The organism is Cobetia sp. 14N.309.X.WAT.E.A4 (genome assembly GCF_030397495.1).
Lineage (GTDB): Bacteria > Pseudomonadota > Gammaproteobacteria > Pseudomonadales > Halomonadaceae > Cobetia > Cobetia marina.
Genome location: NZ_JAPNXT010000003.1, coordinates 201,818 through 224,772, shown reverse-complemented (window position 1 = coordinate 224,772; position 22,955 = coordinate 201,818). Strand labels below are relative to the sequence as shown.

23 protein-coding genes are annotated in these 22,955 nt (G+C 62.8%); 15 read left to right on the top strand and 8 right to left on the bottom strand.

Annotation, left to right across the window (positions count from 1 at the left end; genetic code table 11):
• Positions 1-102: 102 nt before the first annotated feature.
• From OW493_RS06220 to rbsD, 5 genes are all read right to left on the bottom strand, one after another.
• Positions 103-1,128, bottom strand: coding sequence for a LacI family DNA-binding transcriptional regulator (locus OW493_RS06220; RefSeq protein WP_289863610.1), 1,026 nt, complete (start codon positions 1,126-1,128; stop codon positions 103-105).
• 176 nt (positions 1,129-1,304) lie between these two features.
• Entirely contained in the window at positions 1,305-2,198 is an 894-nt protein-coding gene (gene rbsB, locus OW493_RS06215) for a ribose ABC transporter substrate-binding protein RbsB (protein ID WP_084208618.1), read from the bottom strand.
• 154 nt (positions 2,199-2,352) lie between these two features.
• Positions 2,353-3,330, bottom strand: a complete 978-nt coding sequence (rbsC, locus tag OW493_RS06210; RefSeq protein WP_084208619.1) for a ribose ABC transporter permease — start codon at positions 3,328-3,330, stop codon at positions 2,353-2,355.
• A complete protein-coding gene (locus OW493_RS06205; RefSeq protein WP_289863609.1) occupies positions 3,330-4,970 on the bottom strand; it encodes a sugar ABC transporter ATP-binding protein in 1,641 nt (546 codons plus the stop codon). The genes rbsC and OW493_RS06205 overlap by 1 nt, the downstream gene beginning before the upstream one ends.
• A complete protein-coding gene (gene rbsD / locus OW493_RS06200) occupies positions 4,970-5,389 on the bottom strand; it encodes a D-ribose pyranase (RefSeq protein WP_136937754.1) in 420 nt (139 codons plus the stop codon). Before rbsD ends, OW493_RS06205 begins: the two co-directional genes overlap by 1 nt.
• A gap of 339 nt (positions 5,390-5,728) precedes the next feature.
• Here rbsD and fliD point away from each other — a divergent pair, with 339 nt between their 5' ends.
• From fliD to OW493_RS06145, 11 genes are all read left to right on the top strand, one after another.
• Positions 5,729-7,165 (top strand): flagellar filament capping protein FliD, encoded by a 1,437-nt coding sequence (gene fliD / locus OW493_RS06195; RefSeq protein WP_289863608.1) that lies wholly within the window; start codon positions 5,729-5,731, stop codon positions 7,163-7,165.
• Between the two features lie 90 nt (positions 7,166-7,255).
• Positions 7,256-7,657, top strand: a complete 402-nt coding sequence (fliS, locus tag OW493_RS06190) for a flagellar export chaperone FliS (protein WP_077376165.1) — start codon at positions 7,256-7,258, stop codon at positions 7,655-7,657.
• The gene (locus OW493_RS06185) at positions 7,654-8,004 is read left to right on the top strand and encodes a flagellar protein FliT (protein WP_289863607.1); all 351 of its coding nucleotides are present in this window, start codon (positions 7,654-7,656) and stop codon (positions 8,002-8,004) included. The genes fliS and OW493_RS06185 overlap by 4 nt, the downstream gene beginning before the upstream one ends.
• Positions 8,005-8,103: 99 nt before the next feature.
• Positions 8,104-9,663: a hypothetical protein gene (locus OW493_RS06180; protein WP_289863606.1), complete on the top strand. Its 1,560-nt coding sequence runs from the start codon at positions 8,104-8,106 to the stop codon at positions 9,661-9,663.
• A gap of 783 nt (positions 9,664-10,446) precedes the next feature.
• Positions 10,447-10,779, top strand: a complete 333-nt coding sequence (gene flhD, locus OW493_RS06175; protein ID WP_077376174.1) for a flagellar transcriptional regulator FlhD — start codon at positions 10,447-10,449, stop codon at positions 10,777-10,779.
• Entirely contained in the window at positions 10,776-11,339 is a 564-nt protein-coding gene (flhC, locus tag OW493_RS06170) for a flagellar transcriptional regulator FlhC (RefSeq protein ID WP_289863605.1), read from the top strand. Before flhD ends, flhC begins: the two co-directional genes overlap by 4 nt.
• 234 nt (positions 11,340-11,573) lie before the next feature.
• Complete coding sequence (motA, locus tag OW493_RS06165) at positions 11,574-12,443, top strand: flagellar motor stator protein MotA (protein WP_077376180.1); 870 nt, start codon at positions 11,574-11,576, stop codon at positions 12,441-12,443.
• A gap of 53 nt (positions 12,444-12,496) precedes the next feature.
• Positions 12,497-13,438: a flagellar motor protein MotB gene (gene motB, locus OW493_RS06160; RefSeq protein WP_289863604.1), complete on the top strand. Its 942-nt coding sequence runs from the start codon at positions 12,497-12,499 to the stop codon at positions 13,436-13,438.
• A gap of 123 nt (positions 13,439-13,561) precedes the next feature.
• Positions 13,562-14,905 (top strand): flagellar biosynthesis protein FlhB, encoded by a 1,344-nt coding sequence (gene flhB / locus OW493_RS06155; RefSeq protein ID WP_289863603.1) that lies wholly within the window; start codon positions 13,562-13,564, stop codon positions 14,903-14,905.
• On the top strand, positions 14,902-16,998 hold the full coding sequence (gene flhA / locus OW493_RS06150) for a flagellar biosynthesis protein FlhA (protein WP_077376204.1): 2,097 nt from the start codon (positions 14,902-14,904) through the stop codon (positions 16,996-16,998). The genes flhB and flhA overlap by 4 nt, the downstream gene beginning before the upstream one ends.
• 145 nt (positions 16,999-17,143) lie before the next feature.
• Positions 17,144-17,575, top strand: a complete 432-nt coding sequence (locus OW493_RS06145; RefSeq protein WP_279874960.1) for a flagellar protein FlhE — start codon at positions 17,144-17,146, stop codon at positions 17,573-17,575.
• Positions 17,576-17,779: 204 nt separating this feature from the next.
• Here the strand turns inward: OW493_RS06145 and OW493_RS06140 are convergent, their stop codons facing one another.
• From OW493_RS06140 to flgA, 3 genes are all read right to left on the bottom strand, one after another.
• Positions 17,780-18,253, bottom strand: a complete 474-nt coding sequence (locus tag OW493_RS06140) for a flagellar protein FlgN (protein ID WP_289863602.1) — start codon at positions 18,251-18,253, stop codon at positions 17,780-17,782.
• A complete protein-coding gene (flgM, locus tag OW493_RS06135; protein ID WP_289863601.1) occupies positions 18,250-18,522 on the bottom strand; it encodes a flagellar biosynthesis anti-sigma factor FlgM in 273 nt (90 codons plus the stop codon). The genes OW493_RS06140 and flgM overlap by 4 nt, the downstream gene beginning before the upstream one ends.
• 198 nt (positions 18,523-18,720) lie before the next feature.
• The gene (flgA, locus tag OW493_RS06130; protein WP_289863600.1) at positions 18,721-19,497 is read right to left on the bottom strand and encodes a flagellar basal body P-ring formation chaperone FlgA; all 777 of its coding nucleotides are present in this window, start codon (positions 19,495-19,497) and stop codon (positions 18,721-18,723) included.
• 328 nt (positions 19,498-19,825) lie between these two features.
• On the opposite strand from flgA, the gene flgB reads away from it, so the two are divergent.
• From flgB to flgE, 4 genes are all read left to right on the top strand, one after another.
• Positions 19,826-20,248, top strand: coding sequence for a flagellar basal body rod protein FlgB (gene flgB, locus OW493_RS06125; RefSeq protein ID WP_077376218.1), 423 nt, complete (start codon positions 19,826-19,828; stop codon positions 20,246-20,248).
• On the top strand, positions 20,248-20,736 hold the full coding sequence (gene flgC, locus OW493_RS06120; RefSeq protein WP_084208632.1) for a flagellar basal body rod protein FlgC: 489 nt from the start codon (positions 20,248-20,250) through the stop codon (positions 20,734-20,736). Before flgB ends, flgC begins: the two co-directional genes overlap by 1 nt.
• 69 nt (positions 20,737-20,805) lie before the next feature.
• Positions 20,806-21,498, top strand: a complete 693-nt coding sequence (locus OW493_RS06115; RefSeq protein ID WP_077376223.1) for a flagellar hook assembly protein FlgD — start codon at positions 20,806-20,808, stop codon at positions 21,496-21,498.
• Positions 21,499-21,627: 129 nt separating this feature from the next.
• Positions 21,628-22,887 carry a flagellar hook protein FlgE gene (gene flgE, locus OW493_RS06110; protein ID WP_136937769.1) on the top strand — a complete coding sequence of 420 codons (1,260 nt, stop codon included), beginning with the start codon at positions 21,628-21,630 and terminating at the stop codon, positions 22,885-22,887.
• The last annotated feature ends 68 nt before the right edge of the window (positions 22,888-22,955 follow it).

The window sequence follows — 22,955 nt, the reverse complement described above, 5'->3', positions numbered from 1 at the left end:
ATCTGACGCGCTGATCTGACGTCGATCAAGGTGGCCTACGGTATGTCGCCATCACCTATAAGAGAAATGTTGATAATGGATATCTTTGATGCCGAGCTGTTATCAGCGCGAGCCTGATGAAACCCGGTCTACCCTCGAGACGCTCTCGCGCACGACCAGCGTGGGGGCCAGCTGGGTCTGGCCCGGGAAGGGGGAACCCTCCAGGCGGGCGATGAGCTGTTCCACCGCCGTGGTGCCGAGGTCATAGATCGGCTGACGGATGGTGGTGAGTGCCGGGTTGAGGTAGGCACTGATCTCGATGTCGTCGTAGCCGATGATCGACAGCTCGCGTGGGACCTCGAGACCGAGATCCTGCGCGGCGCGCAGACAGCCCAGCGCCAGCAGGTCATTGAAGGCGAAGATGGCGTCCGGTCGATCCCCGGGGTCCGCCAGCAGCAGGTGAGCGGCGCGATGGCCATCTTCCAGCATCAGGTCGGTGGCGACCTGCCAGTCTTCCGGTACGCCCAGGCCGGCGGCCTTGAGCGCCTCGAGTGCTCCGCACAGGCGCTCCCGCGAGCGGGCGTGATCGCGTGGGCCGGTCAGCAGCGCGATGCGCTCGAGTCCACGGGATATCAGATGCTCGATGGCAAGCCTGCCCCCCAGGCGCGAGTCATCATTGACCACCGTCATATCCCAACCCGGCTGAGGGTCGGCGTCCATCATCACCGTCGGCAGCGGCAGGGCGCTGAGAGCCTGCAGAAAGCCCGCGCCGTTCTCGGCGGTCATCACCACCAGCCCATCGATGCGGCGATCGCGCAGTGTCTCGAGATAGCTGAGCTGCTTGGCATCGATATCATCGCTGTTGCACAGGATCAGGCTGTAGCCTGCCTGATAGCAGCGGTCCTCGACTCCACGGATCACCTCGGCGAAGAACGGGTTGTGCGCGCTGGTGACGATCATCCCCAGCGTGCGGCTGCGATTGGATTTCAGCGCACGTGCCACGCTGTCCGGCCGATAGCCGAGTGCCGCGATGGCCTCGCGCACCCGCGCTTCGGTGTCCCTGGCGACGGGCCGAGTGGCATTCACCACATGTGAGACGGTGGTGACGGAAACGCCTGCCCGTGCCGCCACATCCTTGAGTCGAATCACGCTGTCTGTCCCCTGTCCCTGGTGGAATGATGCGTCTGTTCTGACGCCTGTCGTCACGTCTGTCGTGGTGAGTGTCGTCACGTCTGTCGTGGCGTGTCGGTGGCGCCGGTGGAGAGCGGTGACGAAAACGCCGGCACGAGGCCGGCGTCTTGGTGTCACGTCTCGCGGGCTCGCGCTTACTCGGTGATCAGCTTGAGCGGCACGTCGGTGGTCTTGTCGACATCCTCGCCCTTGAGCAGCTTGTCGGCGACTTCCACGCCGAGACTGCCGATCAGTGACGGTTGCTGCGCGATGGTCGCGTCCATCTTGCCGGCCTGAACCGCCTTGATGCCTTCATCGGTGCCGTCGAAACCGACCAGCAGGATGTCCTTGCCGGCCGCCTGCAGCGCGCGCTGTGCGCCAAGCGCCATTTCATCGTTCTGCGCGAAGACGGCATTCACCTCAGGATGCGCCTGGAGCAGATTCTCCATCACGTTGAGGCCCTGGGTGCGATTGAAGTTGGCCGGCTGGCTGGCGATCAGGCTGATGTCCGAGTGACCCTCGATGGCCTTGAGGAAGCCTTCCCCACGGTCACGTGTCGCAGAGGCACCGGCCACGCCCTCAAGCTGGACGACCTTGCCTTCTCCGCCGAGTTTCTCGGCGATGAAGCTGCCGGCCAGTTCGCCACCCGCGACGTTGTCGGAGGCCACGTGGGCGGCGATCCGGCCGCCGTTGGCGCTACGATCCAGCGTCACCACCGGCACGTTGCGCGCATTGGCGGTACGCACGCTGGAGACGACGGCGTCGGAGTCGGTCGGGTTGACCAGCAGCAGGTCCACGCCACGTGACAGGGCGTCTTCCACGTTGGACAGCTCACGTGCGGCGTCATTGCTGGAATCCAGCACGATCAGCTCATGGCCGAGCTCCGCCGCCTTGTCCTTGGCACCCTGCTGCAGGCTGACGAAGAACGGGTTGTTAAGTGTGGACACGACCAGCGCGATCTTGTCCGCCATGGCGGATTGCACCGGCATCATGCTCAGACCGGCGGCGGTGATGGCGGTGGTCAGCGAGGAAACGAGCAGTTTTTTCATGGCGTGGTTCCTTTCATTGTTGTCGACGCCATCGTCTGGCGTCTTCGTTGTCGGCGACCCTAGCGATGCATGACCCCGTGGTTGGCGCACGGGGTCGAGGGTCTTCGATGCTGCCGGGAATGAAATCGCAAGCGTCTTTCGCGCGCGTTCGAGACTATTTCTGGGCGCGGCTGTCGATCAGTACCGCGAGCAGGATGACGGCGCCCTTGGCGATCATCTGGAAGTAGCTTGAGACCCCCATGATGTTCAGCGCGTTGTTCAAGACCCCGATCACCAGTGCGCCGATCAAGGTGCCGAAGATGCGGCCTCGACCACCCATCAGGCTGGTGCCCCCGATGACGACGGCGGCGATGGCGTCGAGTTCGTATCCGGTGCCGGCATTCGGCTGTGCCGAACCCAGACGGGCGGCCAGGATGGCACCCGCCAGTGCCGCGAAGGCACCCGCGATGGCGTAGACGCTGATCTTGATGCGATTGACGTTGATGCCGGACAGGCGCGCCACCTTCTCGCCACCGCCGACCGCATAGACGTGACGGCCGAAGCGGGTGTGATGCAGCACGCCCCAGCACAGCACATAGACGAAGAACATCATGTAGATGGGAATCGGGACGCCCATCCAGTAGCCTCCGCCCAGGTTCCAGAAGCTGTCGGCGGCTTCACTGACGCCGATGGAGACCGGGCGACCATCGGTATAGACCAGTGTCGCGCCGCGCAGTACCGTCATCGCCACCAGGGTGACGATGAAGGCCTGGATGCGTCCGAAGGCGACGAACAGACCCGAGACTGCGCCCAGTGCGGCACCGGCGATGATGGTGCCGGGCACGCTCAGCCACGGTGACAGGCCGGCGGCGGTCATCGAGGCGGCGAAGGCGCCGGTCAGTGCCAGTACCGCACCCACTGACAGGTCGATACCGGCGGTGAGAATGACGAAGGTCACGCCCATGGCGATGATGGCGTTGATGCTGGTCTGGCGCAGCACGTTGAGCAGGTTGTCGGCAGACAGGAAGTTGTCGGACAGGCCGGCGCTGACGGCGATCAACAGTGCCAGCGCGATCAGTGCCTTGTTGTCGACCAGCAGGCGCATGATGTCGAGGCGACGGTCGCCGGCGGCAGAGGAAGTGGGAGTGGACATCAGTTCGGCATCTCGTGGGGGAAATCAGAAGACGTGTGTGGAGGGGTCGCCCGGGCGGCGCCAGTGCTGGCACTCAGCGGGCTCTCGAGACCGGAGGCGGCTGTCATGATCGCTTCCTGGGTGGCGTTCTCGCGGCTGAATTCACCGGAAATCCGGCCATCGGCCACCACGAGAATGCGATCCGCCAGACCCAGCAGCTCGGGCATCTCGGAGGAGATCAGCAGGATGCACTTGCCCTGACGCTTGAGCTCGTTGATCAGCAGGTAGATCTCGCGCTTGGCGCCGACATCGACACCGCGGGTCGGCTCATCGAGAATCACCAGCTCCGGTGCCGGCATCAGTGCCTTGGCCAGCGACACCTTCTGCTGATTGCCACCGGACAGCGTATCGACCGCCTGGGCGGTATCGCTGATCTTGATCTGCATGCTCTTGACGAACTGCTCGACCGCGGCGGCTTCCTCGCCGTGACGAATGCGCCCCAGCGCACCGCAGAAGTTCGGCAGGGCACTGAGAGACATGTTGCTGGCCACCGAGTGCGCCAGAATAAGTCCTGACTGCTTGCGATCTTCTGGCACATAGACCAGGCCTGCCGCCAGTGCCGCGGCCGGCGAGGGGAACTGCCCGGACTGTCCGTTGAAGGTCACGCTTCCCGCCGCGATGCGGGTATCACCGCACAGCACGCGCGCAAGCTCGGTGCGTCCTGCGCCCATCAGGCCGCCAAAGCCGAGCACCTCACCGCGGCGCGCCGAGAAGCTGATGCCATTGACGCCCGGGGCGTGAAGCTCCTTCACCTCCAGCATCACCTCGCCATCAGGGCTGGCGGGCGTATAGGGATAGCGCTCGGCCAGTTCACGGCCGACCATCAGGCGAATCAAGCCATCCTCATCCAGTTCCGCCGTCGGCCCCTGATGGATCATCTGACCATCACGCAGCACGGCGACTTCATCGCACATGCTGAAGATCTCGTTGAGACGATGGGTGATCAGCACCAGTGAGCGTCCCTCACCGCGCAGCTCCGCGACCACTTCTGCCAGGATGTCCGTCTCGATGTCCGTCAGGGCATCGGTGGGCTCATCCATGATGATGATCTCGGCGTCAAGCGACAGGGCACGTGCGATCTCCACCATCTGCTGCTGACCGATGCTCAGTTCACTGACGGCGGTGCGTGAATCCAGTGTCTGGCGCAGGCGATCCAGCAGTTGGCGGGCATCGGCATGCAGGCGCTTCCAGTCGACGGTGCCAAGCGCAGTGCGTGGTTCACGCCCGAGGAAGATGTTCTCGCCGGCGGACAGGCCCGGCACCAGATTGAGTTCCTGGTGAATGATGGCGATGCGACTGTCCATGGCCTGGCGTGGGGTGGTGAAGATGACTTCCTCATCGCGAAGCCACAGGGTGCCGGCGTCATAGCGATACACGCCGGAGAGAATCTTCATCAGCGTCGACTTGCCTGCGCCGTTCTCGCCAGCCAGCGCATGCACGCGGCCGGCGCGCAGCGTCAGGTCGACGCCCTTGAGCACGCTGACCCCGGAAAAGCCCTTGTCGATGCCGCGTAATGCCATCAGCACGCGCGGGGCAGCGTCCTCATTGGCCTTGGGTGCTTGCGGGGCCGGATGCGTGACATCTTGCGTCTGCATGCCCATCAAAAGGGAACTCCACAATGCAGGATCAGATTGGCGTAGGGCGTGCACTCACCGGTGCGCACGATCACGCTGGCCTTGGGGAGTTCGGCCTTGAAGGCCTCGTGCTCGATCACATGGCGCTCAAGCGGCTTGGCGTCACGCTGCTCCAGTGAGGCCAGGCGGGTCGAGAGCGCGTCGTGAAGCTCCGGGCTCTTGAGCGCCAGCTCGCTGGCATGGGTCACGGCTTCGATGCACAGCTCTGCAAGCAGGGCGTCGAGCACCGGCAGCATGGCCGGCAGCCCGGGAATGACCGCCAGATCCACACAGGGGATATCGGCGGGAATCGGCAGGCCGGCATCGGCGATCACCAGGGTCTGGGTATGGCCGAGGCGAGCGATGTGCCCGCTGAGCGGCGCGTTGAGTAGGCCTTGTCGTTTCACGTCTCAGTCCTTGAATGAGGCAGGGGCGAGTCGATCCAGTCATTTACCTGACGGGTTCACCATGGGCGACAGTATGACGCGCAAACGTTTGCGGCGCGGTAGGCGAAACGTCGTAGCCCCTGTAGAGCGACTACTTTTTTGTAGTGGACGGCGCAGAAGGCGAGCGAGCGGGGGCGAGAATCGGTGATGAAGAAATGACGCCACAAGACTCAAGTGATTGCTGATGTGGCCGATAAATGCAGCAACCGGGACACAATTGCGTGTGGTATGCGTGCTTTTTCGCCCGATGGCGCTGCGAACGGCATGCCAGAATATCGCTAATGCTCAAGGGGAAGGCTTATGGCGACGATTTCATCGCTGGGGATAGGGTCGGGGCTTGACCTCAATGGCCTGCTGAGTGACCTGGAGAGCGCCGAGCGCCAGAAGCTCACGCCGATTGCCAACAAGCAGGCCAGCTACGAGGCGGAGCTGTCGGCCTGGGGAACGATCCAGAGCCGTCTGGAGTCGCTGGACACGGCGGCAGCGTCCCTGGCTGATCCCGATATCTATGCCGGCATGACGACCACCGCCAGTGGCAGTGGCGTCAGTGCCAGCGCCACCAATATCGCGGAGCCGGGCAGCTATTCGGTCTCGGTCTCCCAGCTGGCGCAGGCGCAGAGCCTGGCGACCGGGGGTCAGACCCATCGCGATGAGGCCATCGGGAGCGGGACGGCCACCACGCTGACGCTCTCGCTTGGAAGTCTCGGCAGTGACGATGGCTATGTGGCGGACGCCGAGCGCACCGCCGAGATCGTGATCGACTCCAGCAACAACAGCCTGGAAGGCATCCGGGATGCCATCAATGCGGCAGGGCTTGAGGTCAGCGCCTCCATCGTCAACGACGGCTCTGACTCGCCGTATCGTCTGGTGCTGACCTCCCGGGAGACCGGCAAGGACTCCGTCATCAGCCTGTCGACCAGCGGTGAGGAGCCGGCGCTGGAGGACCTGATTGGCTTCGACCCCGCCGCGCCATCCGCGAGTCAGGTCGAGCAGGTGGTGGAACCGCTGGATGCCAGCTTCAGTGTCAATGGCATCGCCATGCACAGCACCTCCAATGACATCGACGATGCCGTGGATGGCCTCAGCCTCGTCTTGAGCGACGTGACCTCGACACCGAGCACGGTGACGGTGGCCGAGAACCCGGACAAGGCGAGTTCGGCATTGCAGGCCTTCGTCACCGCTTACAACGAATTGCAGAAGACCATCGACAACTACACCGCCTTCAATGCCGATGAAGGCACGGCGGGCGAGTTGCTGGGCGATTCGACGCTGCGAACCATCGAGAGCCGACTCACCTCGGCGCTGAATTTCACCAGTGAGGGGGACTTCTATGCGCTGTCCTCGCTGGGAGTCACTCGCACGGACGATGGCAAGCTTGAGTTCGACAGCGCCATGGTCGATGAGGCGGATGCCACGCAGCTGGCCGCCATGTCCGGCTTCTTCATCTCGGACAGCGAAGCGGGAAGCGTGGGCTTCGCAAGTCAGATGGCTGGCCTGCTGGATCAGGTGGTCGGCGATGACGGTACCCTCGAGAACACGACCGAAAGCATCGAAAGCTCGCTGGAGAGTCTCGAGAGTCAGTACGAGCAGACCGAGACCACCATTGACGCCACCATCGAGCGCTACCGGGAACAGTTCACGGCGCTGGACATTCTGGTCGCCAATCTGACCTCGACCAGCGATTACCTGACGGGACAGCTGGAAACTCTGGAAAACAGCTGGAACCTGACCGACTAGCCGGCCAGGTGATCAAACGCCGCCATCCTACATCTGACATCAGGCTGTTGAAGGCCTTGAATACGCTATGAACAAAGGAAGACAAACGTCATGAGTCGCTATCGTGGGGCCAATGCCTACGCCCGTGTCGGCGTGGAATCCGGAGTCCTGTCTGCCAGTCCCCACCAGCTGATCGTGATGCTGTTCGAGGGAGCTGATCGCACCTTGGCCGCGGCCCGTCTGCAGATGGAGGCAGGCGATATCGTGGCCAAGGGACAATCTCTGACCAAGGCCATCAACATCATCACCGATGGGCTGCGTGCCTGTCTGGATCACGAGCAGGGGGCGGACGTCGCCGCCAACCTGGATCGTATGTATGACTACATTGCCCGCTTGCTGCTCCAGGCCAATCTGTCCAACAGTGTGGAGAAGCTGGATGAAGCGCGCCGCCTGCTCAGCGAGCTGGGCGAGGCCTGGCGTCAGATCGCGGCTCACGACAAGGGACAGTCATGATCATGGAAATCGATGCGCCATCAGTGGATGAAGCGTCCGCTCTATGCGATGCGCTCTTCACTCAGATGTCCAACATGCTGGTGGCAGCGCGCGCAGGAGACTGGCCGGGTGTCATACAGGGTCAGACGCGCTATATCGAGCAGATGCAATCGCTGCGCATGCCGGATTCCGGCAGCGCGGAGGCTCGTGAGTATCTTGAGCGTCAGCTGAAGGGGCTGACGAGCATGGAGGCGGAGCTGACGACGCTGCTCAATGCGCGCAAGGCGCAGTTGCAGGAAGTGCTTGGCGATGTGGGGGCTCGGCGCAAGCTGGCGCGCAGTTACGGACATCGCCAGCATCTCAGTTGAGTCGGTTCGGGCCGGATGAGGCCATTGGCAATGCCGAGCGTCATCCTATCGAGCGTTGAGCGCCGCGCATGACGCCACTACACCAGGGGAGGCGCTGAGATGACAGGCATCACTCCCTTGATCGATGGGTTGCTCCACCAGGTGCTGGGCCGCACGGCCCAGCCACCCCCGGCGGCGGATTCGGGGACTGTCTTTCCGGTAACGCGCACACCGGGCCTTGCCAGTGGGGCTCAGCCCGACATCGACGCATCCCGTCGTTCGTCGGGTCTTGAGTCGCCGGCGGCCGCCGTGCAGCTGACGGATCGTGCCCATCTGATCTCTGATCTATTCGAGGCGTTGAGTCGCCTGCCTGCCGATACGTCTTACGCTGCCAGCGGTATCAAGATGCCGGCAGGGATCTCCCTGCAGGAGTGGCTCGCGAGTGGTCGCCCATTGCCGGGCCTTGCCTACGAGATCGCCTCGGCCACCCCGCACGTTCCTCTGGCTGCGGCATTGCGCCAGCAGATCAGTCAGAGCGGTCTCTTCTATGAGGCTGACCTGCTGGACTGGTATCAAGGACGGACCCCGCTTGCCGACCTCAGTGCTCATCCCCAGGCCTCGACGGCCCGTCTGGATGCCTTGCTTGCCTGGCGTCAGGCGCTGCTGCTGACCCAGGCACGCTATCTGCCGGTCTCGGAGTCTCGGGTGTCGCCGCCGTGGGTGTCGACACGTCCGGATTCGGGGGTGGCGATACCCACGGCGCTGATGGCATACCCGGCACTTGCCTCGCGCAGGGAGCCTGCGACTCGCGACTCACAGGCGGTGAGCGCCTACCGTGAGGGGATGCAGCACGCCAGCTCTGCGATCGCCACAGATGTCGATGAGTGGGAGGGCGCTGACCCAGGCGTGCTTCAGCAGCAATTGCGTCTGGTGCTGGGGCAACCTCTCAACTGGCAGGGGCTGCTGTTGCCTGGATTGCATGCCTTCTTCAGCCTCTACTTTCCGCCGACTCCGCGACCGCGAGACATGCGGTCACGCAAGCAGGGGCCCCGAGAGGTCTTGCCTGTTGCCAGTGTGACGGCGTTGGCGGGGCAGGCGGACAGTGAAGAGGAGGCCGTGGCCCAGTGGCGGGTCGTCATGACCTTCACGGCCGAGCAGGGAGCCGTGCTGGAGGCCACGCTTCTGTGGTATCAACTCGCATCGCCAGTGGCGCTTGTCGTGATATTGGAGTCACGGCATGGCGTTGCGCGGGATGCACTGCTCGAGAGCCTGCCTCAGGCATTGCACGCCCTTGCCCCTCGCGTTCACGTACGCCGCCCTGGTGAGGCAATGGGACCGCCGCGATACGCTGATGGCCCGGCAATGTTCGAGACCGCCAGTGGCAGCGAAGACGGGGCTGCCGACGTCGATATCCGCTCTCAGCCCCAAGAGCCCGCAGAGCGAGCATTCCCCTGCGGTCTGGCAAAATCCCTGGGCACGCGTCTTCAGCAGCACGCCACTGAAGTGGGGCTTCCCGTCCATGCCTCGCCAGAGCTGGTGGCGCTGCTTGCGCAGGGATTGCCTGCGCGTCGCACCATCCCCCAGGCGCTGTTTCAGTGCATCGTCGAGATTGCCCACCTCTGGTCACGCCAGGGGACGAGTGGTAAAGGGCCCAGGGCGGATGGGCGAGAAGCCCCCTGAGATCGTACGCAGGTCTTGGCGTGCATGGCATGCCAGTGGCTGCGCCGGACACCGGGATTCCTGAAATAACCGTGGGCAAGAACGCCTTTATAATTAGAATATTATAATTGTTTAAGTTTGATGCAGGGTAGGGCGTTATCGACGGTAACCCATTGTTGATCTGGATCAATAAATGCACTGGGAATCGTCTCGACGGACTCCTCATCGTCCCAATGCCTGTTCAGCCGCCTGATCCGAGATATGCGGATTGTCGGGCAGCCGCATCCTGCCCTGATCAAGCGTCGTGTTAGGCCAAGAAGAGGGTGTGGGGTGATTGGCGCTATCCGACAATCCCGGTAATGCGATGGCAGGTCTATATGGCGCGTCATTTCATCAATCTGCAATACAAGGTTTGTTCAACCTTGCTCTCATGTTGTGACAGTGCAAGAGGGTAGTCTGCTCTTTTTGGGATTAAGTTTCTCATCCATATGTTGCAGAATATTTTTATGGCGTATTTTTCGCATTATTTTGCAGGAGTTGCCTGCTTTTCGTGGTTTTTTGAGCTGTTTCTTCCTATCGATCACAGCGTTTGAAAAGGGTTGTTCAGGATAACGCTGGTTTGATCGCGATACTGGTATTAGAATCGCCAGTACATGAGGTGTTACTCAGGTAATGATTTTCATGTCCCGCAGAAACGACATACCAGAAATGTAGGGTCACTACATCTAAATCATAAGGTCTGGCGATGGATCAGCCGTTTTCTTGTGTTGATCTCGATAAGATCAGGCTATTCAGGGAACCTTTATGTCTTCACTTCTCAACGATATCCAGAGTGTCAATCTCTCCTATCTTCTTCTCGTGCAGCGTTTGCTGGCCGAAGATGTCGATATGGCAAGGGTACGTCTTGGCCTCAGTCAGGAAATGGCAGATATATTGTCCGGGATGAGTGTCAGTCAGCTGGTATCGCTGTCTTCCTGCAATCAGTTGTTGTGTGAGTTGGCCCTGGATGATGCGGCTCAGCTCAAGGGAGTGCTTCAGGGGGGGCGCGACCAGGATTTCGGTGCCATGCACACGGCCATGTTGTTGAATGCACGTCAGGCGGGCTCGGTCACCCGCCTGGGCGGTGCTGGACAATGAGTCAGAAGAGTCTGGTGGATGAATTGCAGCAGCTGCAGCTGGCGGTCGAATTGATCGAGCTGGGGGCTCGTCTGCAGGTGCTCGAGACAGAGACGGAAATCAGTCGTGCGCGTCTGGTGAAGCTGTACAAGGAGGTGCGCGGCGTCTCCCCGCCCAAGGGCATGCTGCCGTTTTCCACGGATTGGTTCATGACCTGGCAGCCCAACCTGCACGCGTCCCTCTTCCATGGCTTCTATCGTCGCCTGCGCTCCCAGGGTGTGCCGCGCATGGATGCCTTCGTCAAGGCGTATCGCTTCTACCTCGAGCACGTGGGGGAGGAGGAGCCGGTACTGGCGCTGACCCGCGCCTGGACACTGGTGCGCTTCTTCGAGAGTGAACTGCTGGACCTGGCGACCTGCCAAACCTGTACCGGCCACTTCGTGATTCATGCCCATACCCCCGCGCATGATTACGTGTGCGGTATCTGCCAGCCGCCTTCCCGTGCCGGGAAGACAGCGGCGCGTCGCAAGGCTCGGGAGCAGGACATGCAGCGCGAGGCACTCGCGGTCAAGCTCGGCTGATGCGCCTCTTGGTCCCTTTAGTGTCACGATAGAAAGGCTCGCCTCCCGGTGAGCCTTTTTTGTTGCCCTGAGTGCGGCAGCGACACGTCTCTGGTTGTGGGCGCTCTCACGTCTTGTGCCTGCAACGGCTGGCAAGGCAATGCGTGAACGTTTTCCCACATGACCCTCAAGACCTCCCACGTGCGGCCGATAACCGTTGAGACGTGAGGTCGATCGCATGCCAAGGGGGTGGTTGTGTTGCTTTTCATAGGTTATCTGGTGGTGATCGGGTCGACCCTGGGTGGGTATCTGATGGTGGGGGGGCATCTGGCGGTGCTGATGCAGCCCGCTGAGCTGTTGATCATCTTCGGCTCGGCGGTAGGTGCCTTCCTGGCGGGCAACAACGGCAAGGCCATCAAGGCGACCGGCAAGGCGTTCTCCAGACTCAAGCGAACGCGCGGTTACAACAAGTCGTTGTACATGGAAGTCATCAGCCTGCTGTATCTGCTGCTTTCCAAGTCGCGCCAGCAGGGCATGCTGGCCATCGAGCAGGATATCGACAATCCCCAGGAGAGTGCGCTGTTCGCGGAGTATCCGCGCGTGCTGTCGGACCCGATTCTGATGAACTTCATCACGGATTATCTGCGCTTGATGGTCAGCGGCAACATGGACCCCTTCGAGTTGGAATCCCTGATGGAGCATGAGATCGAGACCTTCAAGCACGAGACCGAGATCCCGGTCCATTCGTTGTCTGCGGTGGCGGACGGACTGCCTGCCTTCGGGATCGTGGCTGCCGTCATGGGGGTCGTGCATGCGCTGGCCTCCGCGGATCAGGGCGCTGCTCAGCTTGGCGTCCTGATCGCCAATGCCATGGTCGGCACCTTCCTGGGGATTCTGCTGGCCTATGGGTTCGTGACGCCGGTGGCCAACAAGATCCAGCACGAAGTGCATGAGGCCGTGAAGATGATGCAGTGCATCCGCGTCATCCTGATGGCCTCGCTCAATGGCTATGCGCCGCAGATTTCCGTCGAGTTTGGCCGCAAGGCGCTGTTCACCGCCGAACGCCCCAGCTTCAATGAGCTGGAAGAACATGTTCGCGACATCAAGAACAAGGGAGCCGGCTGACATGAGCGCAAGCATCCCGACGACGGGGACGCCGAGACACGGGGAGGCGACGCATGAGTGAGACGCGCAGACCGATCGTCATCAAGCGACCCAAGATCGTGAAGGGCCATCACGGTGGCGGCTGGAAGATTGCCTACGCTGATTTCATGACGGCGATGATGGCCTTCTTCCTGGTGATGTGGGTGATTTCCAATGCCTCTGATGAAGACCTCAGGGAAATCTCCGACTACTTCGGTGCGCCGCTGGAAATCTCGCTGCTGGGCGGTGATCGCAACTCCGCCTCCAGCAGTGCCATTCCCGGTGGGGGATTCATGGCCGAGGAAGTCCAGGGGGAGAAGGGCGCGGATGTCTCGCGCATGCAGCGTCAGGCACTGGCGGAAGAGGCGCGTTTCGCGAATATCCGTGACGAGATCGACAGCATCATGTCGCAGCAGATGCGTGAAGACCCATCGCTTGCTGAGCTGCGCGAGCAGCTGCAGATCGAGCTGACCGCGGAAGGCCTGCGTATTCAGATCACGGACAGTGATCAGCATCCGATGTTTGCCCTTGGCAGCAAGCAGCCCTCGGCACAGCTTTCCCAGCTGCTGTCCCTGCTGGCGCCGATTCTGGCGCGCCTGCCCAATCACCTGAGCATCACCGGACACACTGACAATCGTCCCTTTGTCGGTGAGGGAGGCTATGGCAACTGGGAGCTGTCCACTGATCGCGCCAATGTCGCTCGCCGAGTGCTGGTCGCGCATGGGCTGGCGGTGGATCGCATCGTGCGTGTCGTCGGAATGGGGTCACGCATCAGTCTGGACAGCCAGGACCCGCAGGCCGCCGTGAACCGACGCATCAGCCTGATGGTGCTCAGTCACACCGCCTATCGCGAAATCACTGACAGCAACGGGGTCAATCCGCGCCCGGCAGAGAACATCGACAGCCTCAGGGCGCGCCTCGAACAGCTGGCAAGTCCCAGCGAGATTCGTGATGCCCGGACTGGGGTTGAGAGCTAGAGGATATCGACACGAGTCCGAGTCGATTTTCGGCGTTATTCCGCGCTTTGATCCTGACGTCGGGAGGCACAATGGCGGGCATGATTCCCGGGCATTGGTCGCCTGACGGCAGTGGAGCGGCAGGTGTCCGACGAGCAGAGCAGTGACGACAAGACGGAAGAGGCGACGCCTCACCGTCTGCAGAAGGCCCGCGAGGAAGGGCAGGTGCCACGCTCGCGCGAGCTGGCGACCTTCCTGTTGCTGGGCGGTGGCGCCGGCGCGTTGTGGCTGTATGCCGGTGTGCTGGGCGATACCCTGGAGCGCATCCTGGGCCAGGCTTTCGGTTTCGATCGCACGCTGGCACTGGATAGTCGCGTCATGCTCGCCAATGCCTTGATGCTGGGGCAGGAGGCGTTGATCGCCCTGTTGCCGCTGTTTGCGTTGCTGGTCGTGCTGGCGCTTGTCGGGCCTATTCTGCTGGGCGGCTGGATGTTCTCCACCAAGTCGCTGGCTCCCTCGCTTGGCAAACTCAACCCGATCAAGGGCATCGGGCGGATGTTCTCGAGTCAGGCCCTGGCCGAACTGGCCAAGACGATTGCCAAGTCGCTGCTGGTCGGTGGGGTGGTGGTGCTGTATCTGCATGCGCAGCGCCAGGAGTTGATGGCCTTGATGCTGATGCCGCTGGACAACGCGCTGGCGGATGCCTTGACGCTCGTGGCGCGATGCACGGCGCTGGCGGTCGTGATGCTGATCGTGCCGACCCTGATGGACGTCCCCTATCAGCTGTGGAGCCATGCCAAGAAGCTGCGCATGAGTCTCGAAGAGATCAAGCGTGAGCACAGGGAGACGGATGGCGACCCTCAGGTCAAGGCGCGCATTCGTCAGCAGCAGCAGGCAATGGCGCGGGCACGCATGATGACGGAGGTGCCGCGAGCGGACGTCATCGTCACCAATCCGACCCATTTCGCGGTGGCGTTGGTCTATCGCGAGCCGGACATGCGCGCGCCACGCGTGGTGGCCAAGGGACGTGATCAGGTAGCGCTGCGCATTCGCGAGCTCGGGGAGGCGCATGCCGTGCCGGTCCTGAATGCTCCGCCATTGGCGCGTGCCCTGCATGCCCACGTCGAGCTCGAGCAGGAAATCCCCCTTGCCCTCTATCAGGTGATCGCCGAGGTGCTCGCCTGGGCCATGGGCTTGAAGCGCGCCCGAGACCACGGGGGGCTTCGGCCGCGTGATCCCGAGGGCCTCGAGGTGCCGCAGGACCTGCAGGTCCCGCCAGAGGCACAAGCTCACACGGGGAGCGCTGACGAATCCCCGAACGCTGACACCGGTGACATCGACGCCGGTGGCATCGACGCCGGTGGCATCGACGCCGGTGGCACCGATGCCGGCGAAGACGATTCCGTCAGCACGCCGCCAGCGACACCATCCTCTTCCAGGCCGCGCGATCCGCGTGCGTCTTCACCGCCAGACGAGCCGTTTGCATGAATGCTCTCTTGTCATTGCTGGATCGCATGGGTCTCGGCACGCCAGGTCAGATGAAGGTGCTGGCGGGGCCCATGCTGATCATGATGATCCTCTCGATGATGGTGCTGCCGCTGGCGCCCTTCATTCTGGATCTGCTGTTCACCTTCAACATCGCGCTGTCGATCATGATCCTGATGGTCAGCATGTTCGCTCAGAAGCCGCTGGATTTCTCGGCATTTCCCGCCGTGCTGCTGTTCTCGACCCTGTTGCGGCTCTCGCTCAACGTGGCCTCGACACGCGTCGTGCTGCTTGAGGGACACAACGGCGGAGACGCTGCCGGCAAGGTCATCGAAGCCTTCGGACAGTTCCTGGTCGGCGGCAACTTTGCCGTGGGGCTGGTGGTGTTCTCGATTCTGGTGATCATCAACTTCATGGTCATCACCAAGGGCGCGGGGCGTATCGCCGAGGTCGGCGCGCGCTTCACGCTGGATGCGATGCCCGGCAAGCAGATGGCGATCGATGCCGATCTCAATGCCGGCCTCATCGGTGAGGACCAGGCGCGTGAGCGGCGTCGCGAAGTGGCCGAGGAATCCGACTTCTTCGGTTCGATGGATGGCGCGAGCAAGTTCGTGCGCGGTGATGCCGTGGCGGGGCTCGTGATCATGGTGGTCAACATCATCGGTGGGTTGATCATCGGTGTCGGCCAGCATGGGCTGAGCATGGATGAGGCAGCCCGCACTTACACGCTGCTGACCATCGGTGATGGTCTGGTGGCCCAGATTCCCTCGCTGGTGATCTCCACCGCGGCCGGGGTTATGGTCTCGCGGGTCAACACCAATGAGGATGTTGGCCAGCAGATGATCGGCCAGCTGTTCATGAGTTCTCAGGTACTGTGGCTGGCAGCCGGTGTGATGGGGCTGTTGGGGCTGGTACCCGGCATGCCCAATCTGGTGTTCATCTTCTTCACCGTGATGCTGGGAGCGCTGGCCTGGTGGGCTGGGCGCCGTGAACGGCAGGAAGGCGAGGCATCAGCGCAGGAGCAGGCGCCTGCGCCAGCCGCGGCGGTTCAGGAGGTCAGTGAGGCCAGCTGGGATGATGTGCGGCTGGTGGAGCCGCTGGCGATGGAAGTCGGCCATCGGCTGATCGCCATGGTGGATGTGCGCCAGGGCGGTGAGCTGCTGTCGCGCATCAAGGGAGTGCGTCGCAAGTACGCCCAGGATATCGGTTTCCTGCCGCCGGTGGTGCATATTCGCGACAACCTCGAACTTGGGCCGAATCACTATGTCATCAGCCTCAAGGGCGCCGAGGTCGGGCGGGGCGAGGCGTATCCGGGGCGTTGGCTGGCGATCAATCCCGGCAAGGTCTCGGGCAAGTTGCCGGGCGTGGCCACCACCGAGCCGGCCTTCGGGTTGGCTGCGGTCTGGATCGAGCCGGACACCCGAGAGCAGGCCCAGGTCTACGGCTATACCGTGGTGGATACCGCCACGGTGATCACCACGCACCTCAATCATCTGATGTCACGCCATGCCTCGCAGCTGCTGGGCCGCAGTGAAGTCAGCAAGTTGCTGGAAAAGCTCGGGCCGCAGGACGGGGGGCTGGTGGAGGAAGTCGTGCCGGCGCTGGTCAGCCAGGGCACCTTGCAGCGCATTCTGCACACCCTGCTCGACGAGGAGGTGTCCATTCGCGATCTGCGCAGCATTCTGGAGGCACTGGCCGAGCACGCACCCCGCACCCAGGACCCGGCAGAGCTGACGGCCATGGTGCGGGTGGCGCTGGGACGTGCGATTACCCAGTACTGGTTCGGCGCGGAACGTGTGCTGCGGGTGATCGGTCTCGAGGCTCAGCTGGAACAGGTGTTGATGCAGGCGCTGGGCAACGGCAACGCCCTGGAGCCCGGACTTGCCGATACGCTGATGCAACATGCCGAGAGTGCCGTGACGGCTCAGGATGCGCAGGGAGATCCTTGCGTGCTGGTGGTGGGGCATTCCCTGCGCCCGCTGCTCTCGCGGTTCCTGCGTCGACGTTTCAAGCATCTGGCAGTGCTGTCTCAGGCGGAAATCCCCGACGACAGAGAGTTGCGCGTCACGCGGATGATCGGCGGGCGTGCCGCCTGAAGGGAGTCAGGTGGGCGGCGCTCGTCTGCAAGGCCCCATCAATGAATGAGTCATCGTCAAGGAGTCAGACGTGTTTCACCCTTTTTCTTTCCTGCTTCGCCCAGACACGGAATCGGCGACGTGGCGGCCGGGCCGGCGGGTGCCGATGGTGATGGCCGCAGCGGTGCTGCTGGGGGCGTTCGGCGCTGTGCCATCGGTACAGGCGGGTAGTGCCGCCGTCATGATGAGCGTGGAGTCAGTGACCATTCGTGAACGGGGCGAATGGTATACCCGCAAGTTGGCAATCGGCCCTGCGGTACGTGATTCGGGGCTGATGGCGCCTGAAAGGACGCGTATCGGGGCGATCCACTGGCGCTACCATCTGCCCTCGGCGCCCGGGGAATGGCAGGTCATGCTGTGTCAGGCATCGCATTGCGCGCTGCTGGACGCGCGACGTGGAAAACTGACATTGCCGGAGACCATTCTCGCCACGGCGCCGTTCTCTCTGCGGGTCTACCGCAACGGTCGTGGAGTGCTGGCGCCCGCGGCGCAGCTGGAAGACATCCAGCTGGTGCTGGAGGTGGAGAGTCTGGGCTGAGCGTTCACGCCCTGCGCCCGTGCGTGGTAGCCAACCACGGCAGGCATCCGCCAGTCATGCAGGCGGTCAGAATTTCGGCCCGGTCATTGACCGGGCCTTGTCGTTTTCATGGGCGGTGAAAGCCGCAAGGACAGTGAGAACGGCAAGGAGGCAAGTGAGGGGCGTCGAGGGACTGCATGACAAGGGAGAGCGCGACGCGGGAGCTTACGCCGAGACGTTCAGCCGTGCAGGCGCAGCGCCGGGGCGGCCATCAGCACCATAGTGCCCGGGTGCCCGCTCATGCAGGCTGTCGAGAATCCGACTGTGCAGCGCCATGCGCTGGCGGATCAGATCTCCGCTCAGGCGATTGCGCGCCTGGGCGCGGCGAGTGAGGGTGACCAGTTGCCACCACGTTTGTGCCAGCTGCGGCTGTCCGGCCAGTGCCGTCTGCAGTTCCAGCGGGTCATTGGAGAGACCTGACTGCGCAAGCCAGTCACGTCGGCGAGTTTCCAGCGCCTCAAGTCGGCCGGCGTTGGCCAGCTTGGCCTGGCGTATCTCATCCAGTGCGCTGGTCTGGGGCTGGCGCTGTCCCAACAGTCGCTGTTCCTGCTCCAGCAGGGCGATGAAGTGCTTCAGCTCATGCTCGAGGCCATGAAAGATCGCCTCGAGCTCAAGGGGGGAAGCGGTCGTGAGGGTCATGCGTCACCCTCGAAGGCGTCGATCAGACCCTGAGCGATGCGATCGACATCGATCTTGATGCTGCCATCGGCGATGGCCTGCTTGAGACTGTCCACGCGTGCCTGGTCGATATCCTGTCCGGCATCGATGCTGCTGCTCGACAACTCGACCTGGGTGGAGTCGCCGGGGGTTGGCGTGGTGGTCGCCGTCTCCTGGTTTGCCTGCGGGCGCAGCTCACGGGTGCCGTGAGTCTCACTGCGCTGCAGGGGGCCGCCGTGTTCGATCTTCATGGCCTGTCCTCTGTGATGATGGGCGTCCGCTTCAGCTGATGAGAGGCGGACGTGTCGCGGTGCCTTTGCGAGCGCAGGCATCCATCCTGCACTCCAATCGAGTATCGGCGGCTGGCGAGCCAGCTTTAGCCTCGATGAGCCATCTGGGACGTCGGGTACCAGAGCCATCGTGTTCGTGAGCGAGGCGGACACATCGGCTCAGGGGGCGACCAGACGCTGACCGATCACTCGAGCGTGCACCCAGTGGCCGGGCGAAAGCTCGATGCGGATGCGGTCATCCAGTGCACCGGACTCCAGAGCCCGCGCACTGCGCTGCATGCTGAAGCCCTTGCCATCCACCTGATAGGTCAGCGTATCCCCGAAGTTCACCAGCGGGATGGCTTGCACACTACTGTCGCGGATGACGTCCCCCGCTCGCAAGCGGCGGCGAGTGGAAAATTCTGCCAGTTGCCCGGCTTGCGCGAAACCCTCGCCGCGCAGCTTGCCAAGTGCCGTCAGCCGCGGGCGCAGCATCTGTGCGGTCAGGGGGGTTCCGCTTGCCAGTGCTCGGGCGGCGCTCATGCGCCAGTCAAAGCGTTCCAGGCGCAGACTCAGCAGGTGTTGTTGGCCATCGGGACATGCCAGTTGCAGGCGCTTGAGGCCCGGTGACAGGCGGTCATGGCCATCTGGATAGGCGCTGAGCGTCGCCGGCATGCAGTCAGCCAGGCGTGCCGGAAGACGTCGAACTTCCAGTTGCACGCCCGGCTTGTCGGGCGTGCCGAGCGGGGCATCCTTGGGCAGGCGTATCGTGACGGTGTCGCCTTCGGGGGTGGCGAAGAACGCCTGCAGCTGGTGACGCAATGCCTGCTCAGGTGTCGGTGCCGGCGACGAGGAGGGCGCGGCATGGGCGGTCGGCACGCACAGTCCCCACCCGACGAGCAGGGCGAGTCCTGCGCTGCGCCAGTGGGAGGCTGTAGTTGCTGAAGTCGGCGTCATGCTCTCTCTCATGTCGTGATCGGATTGCCCCGCAGAACTGTTCTTGGCTGGAGGGCCTGCCGTCGACGGTGTCTGCTGTCGGGGATCGGCATCGGCCATTGGCCATCTGTCATCGGCCATCGGCATGCAAACCGAGCGTGACACGATTGTATGACGCCCACCGATCGGGCATTACCAGAAATAGCCCCGATAAAGGGGCTTGTTCCTACCTTCATCCTCGCGCCGGCTGACTATTCTCATTCCTGCTTGAGTCAAGCTCCCCGATGGTGAGCTGATCAATGGACATCACCCATGGCCGACACGCCAGGGTGCAAGGCCGGGATACCCCATGTTTGATCGACTTGATGCCCTCATGAGTTTTCATCAGCAGGCGCTGGGCCTGCGCGCCGAGCGTCAACAGGTGCTGGCGAGCAATATCGCCAATGCCGATACCCCGGGCTATCAGGCGCGGGATTTTGACTTTTCCTCGGCGCTCGCCAAGGCGACGTCCGCCAGCGCGGGCGCGCCTGCGGCCCTTTCCCTGGCTACACCGCGGGCCGGGCATCAGGCGGCGCAGGGAGCCGCAACGCTGGCCGGCGTCGAGCTCATGTACCGGGTGCCCACCCAGCCGAGTCTGGATGGCAATACCGTGGACATGGACGTCGAGCGCGTCAGTTTCGCCGACAACAGCCTGCATTACGAAGCCAGTCTTGAGCTGCTGACCGGCAAGATCCAGGGCCTGCGTCTGGCCATGCAATCGGAGAACAGCTGATGCCTGATTTCAGTCTCTTCCATGTCGCTGGTTCCGCGATGGCGGCGCAATCCCAGCGACTCAATGCCATCGCCAGCAACATGGCGAATGCCGACAGCGTCGCCGGGCCCGACGGCAAGCCCTATCAGGCCCGCCAGGTGGTCTTTGAATATGCACCGCTTGCCCGTCAGGCCAATCAGGCCGCCACTGCCCTGACGGGCATGAACTCGTCCTTCACCGGTCAGACTCTCGGCCAGCCTCTCGATCAGCGCGCCGGTATGGGCGGTGTACAGGTCAGCTCGGTGGCGTTGAGTGATGCGCCGGCACGCAAGGAATATCGTCCTGATCACCCGCTGGCGGACGAGCAGGGCTACGTCAGTTTCTCCAACGTGGACCCGATCGCCGAGATGGTCGACATGATCGCCGCCTCCAAATCCTATGAAGCCAACGTCGAGGTCTTCAATACCTCCAAGTCGTTGCTGCGCAAGACACTGACGCTGGGTGAGTGAGCCCGGGCGTGGGATGCCTTGCCCCTCGCTTCTGCCTTCTGACCGCTTTCTCCGCTACCGGGTAATCGCATGGCGACGCTAGATACCAGTCTGCTCAGCAGCCTGAACCAGACCTCCACCACCCCCTCGAGCGCGGCTGCCAGCGCCGTGTCTGCCAGCGGCACCGAGGAGCTCAATGATCAGTTCATGACGTTGCTGGTGGCACAGATGCAAAACCAGGACCCGATGGACCCGGTCTCGAATTCCGATCTCACGGCGCAGTTGGCTCAGATCAGCACGGTCAGCGGGATCGAGGAGCTCAACACGACCCTGGAGAGCATCACCACCCAGATTTCCAGCAGCGAGGCCCTGCAGGCCGCCAGCCTGATCGACAAGGGCGTGCTGGTCGCTGGCGATGCCGTGCTGGTGGGCAATGCCACCTCCACGCCCTTCGGGATCGAGCTTGAAGGAGCGGTGGATGATGCCAGGGTCGAGGTGCTCGCCGCGGATGGCAGCGTGGTCAAGACCTTCGAACTCGGGGCCCTGGACGCCGGCATCCATGGCTTCGTCTGGGATGGTCTGCTGGAGGATGGCAGTCAGGCCGGGGATGGCGCCTACCAGCTGGCGGTGAGTGCCGAGCGTGGCGGTGAGCCCTACAGCGACTTGCAGACACTGAGTTATGGCGTGGTCAGTGGCGTCAATCAATCCGAGAGCGGGGCTCAGCTGGACCTTGGTCCGCAGCTTGGGGTGGTGGAACTTGCGGCCGTGCGTCAGGTGCTCTGAGCTCATGCGCCGGCGCGGGAGGCGAGTCGTTGAGCCCTCGACACGCGCCGCTGGAAAGAGGCTGCGGCCACCCCGAGTATCACGATGCTGCTCGGGATCTCATTCACATAGCGAGACAAGGGACAGATCATGGCGTTTTCACAGGCATTGAGCGGCTTGAGTGCTGCCGCGACCAATCTGGATGTGATCGGCAACAACATCGCCAACTCGGAAACGGTGGGCTTCAAGTCATCCGAGACCCAGTTCGCGGACCTCTACGCCAGCTCTCAGGCGGCGGGTATCGGGGTGCAGGTCGCCACCATTTCTCAGGATTTCTCGACAGGGTCCCTGGAAACCACCGGGCGTGATCTGGACCTGGCGATCTCCGGAGAAGGCTTTTTGCGCTTTGCCGACAGTACCGGTCAGGTCGTCTATTCGCGCAATGGCCAGCTCAACATCGATGCCGACGGTTTCATCGTCAATGCACAGGGCGCTCAGTTGACGGGCTATGCGGGCGAGCGAGTCACCGGGGAGCCGGTCGTGCTGCAGGTGCCGACGGCGCCGCTGGCCGCCAGCGCCACCCAGGACAATCTGGCCAACAGCATCTTCGGCGCGCAGGTTTCCATCAATCTGGACGCCGAGGCCGAGACCACCTCCACTACCTTCGATCCCATGGACCCCGCCAGTTATGACTACGCCTCGGCGATGACGGTGTATGACAGCCTGGGCGGCGAGCATGTGGTGACCTCCTTCTATACCAAGACCGGCAACAACACCTGGGATGTCCAGCATGTGATGGATTTCGCGGGCAAGTCGGCCGACTACCAGTCACAGGTGAATGCCGGCAGCACGGCGCCGACGGTCGAGTTCGATGCACAGGTCGAGCAGATCAGCTTCGCCGCCAATGGTCAGTTGGCGGATTACACCCCCACGGCCATGACCTATGCCCTCTCCAATGGGGCGCAGGATCTGAACTTCAGCATCGATCTCTCCGGCAGCACCCAGTATGCCAATGACTATGAAGTCACCTCGCTGTCCCAGAATGGCTATACCTCGGGCAGCCTGGTGGGGGTGTCCTTCGAGGATGATGGCCGGGTCATCGGCAGCTATTCCAACGAGCTCAAGCAGACGCTGGGTACCATCGCGCTGGCCAATTTCGCCAATGATCAGGGGCTGAGGCCCAATGGCGACAATGGTTGGCTGGCGACGGCGGAATCCGGTGAGCCGCTGGTGGGCGTGCCGGGGGAGGGTGTCTTCGGCGATGTCGTGTCCGGCGCGGTGGAAGCCTCCAATGTCGACCTGACCACGGAGCTGGTGGATCTGATCGTCGCTCAGCGCAATTACCAGTCCAATGCCCAGACCATCCAGGTCCAGGATGAAGTCCAGCAGACCGTGATCAACCTGCGTTGATCCGCGCTGAAGGGTGATGTGTCGCGACACGGTGTGGTGGCGGCACCTGGCCACTGACCGCCGTGCCT

Excerpts from the sequence above, each read along its gene's own strand:
- OW493_RS06180 (WP_289863606.1), top strand. The coding sequence starts at position 8,104 with ATGACAGGCATCACTCCCTTGATCGATGGGTTGCTCCACCAGGTGCTG.
- rbsB (WP_084208618.1), bottom strand. The coding sequence starts at position 2,198 with ATGAAAAAACTGCTCGTTTCCTCGCTGACCACCGCCATCACCGCCGCC.
- OW493_RS06140 (WP_289863602.1), bottom strand. The coding sequence starts at position 18,253 with ATGACCCTCACGACCGCTTCCCCCCTTGAGCTCGAGGCGATCTTTCAT.
- flgC (WP_084208632.1), top strand. The coding sequence starts at position 20,248 with ATGCCTGATTTCAGTCTCTTCCATGTCGCTGGTTCCGCGATGGCGGCG.
- OW493_RS06145 (WP_279874960.1), top strand. The coding sequence starts at position 17,144 with ATGGTGATGGCCGCAGCGGTGCTGCTGGGGGCGTTCGGCGCTGTGCCA.
- flgA (WP_289863600.1), bottom strand. The coding sequence starts at position 19,497 with ATGACGCCGACTTCAGCAACTACAGCCTCCCACTGGCGCAGCGCAGGA.
- fliD (WP_289863608.1), top strand. The coding sequence starts at position 5,729 with ATGGCGACGATTTCATCGCTGGGGATAGGGTCGGGGCTTGACCTCAAT.
- flgM (WP_289863601.1), bottom strand. The coding sequence starts at position 18,522 with ATGAAGATCGAACACGGCGGCCCCCTGCAGCGCAGTGAGACTCACGGC.
- flhD (WP_077376174.1), top strand. The coding sequence starts at position 10,447 with ATGTCTTCACTTCTCAACGATATCCAGAGTGTCAATCTCTCCTATCTT.
- OW493_RS06115 (WP_077376223.1), top strand. The coding sequence starts at position 20,806 with ATGGCGACGCTAGATACCAGTCTGCTCAGCAGCCTGAACCAGACCTCC.
- flgB (WP_077376218.1), top strand. The coding sequence starts at position 19,826 with ATGTTTGATCGACTTGATGCCCTCATGAGTTTTCATCAGCAGGCGCTG.
- fliS (WP_077376165.1), top strand. The coding sequence starts at position 7,256 with ATGAGTCGCTATCGTGGGGCCAATGCCTACGCCCGTGTCGGCGTGGAA.
- flhC (WP_289863605.1), top strand. The coding sequence starts at position 10,776 with ATGAGTCAGAAGAGTCTGGTGGATGAATTGCAGCAGCTGCAGCTGGCG.
- rbsC (WP_084208619.1), bottom strand. The coding sequence starts at position 3,330 with ATGTCCACTCCCACTTCCTCTGCCGCCGGCGACCGTCGCCTCGACATC.
- flhA (WP_077376204.1), top strand. The coding sequence starts at position 14,902 with ATGAATGCTCTCTTGTCATTGCTGGATCGCATGGGTCTCGGCACGCCA.
- OW493_RS06205 (WP_289863609.1), bottom strand. The coding sequence starts at position 4,970 with ATGGGCATGCAGACGCAAGATGTCACGCATCCGGCCCCGCAAGCACCC.
- flgE (WP_136937769.1), top strand. The coding sequence starts at position 21,628 with ATGGCGTTTTCACAGGCATTGAGCGGCTTGAGTGCTGCCGCGACCAAT.
- OW493_RS06185 (WP_289863607.1), top strand. The coding sequence starts at position 7,654 with ATGATCATGGAAATCGATGCGCCATCAGTGGATGAAGCGTCCGCTCTA.
- motB (WP_289863604.1), top strand. The coding sequence starts at position 12,497 with ATGAGTGAGACGCGCAGACCGATCGTCATCAAGCGACCCAAGATCGTG.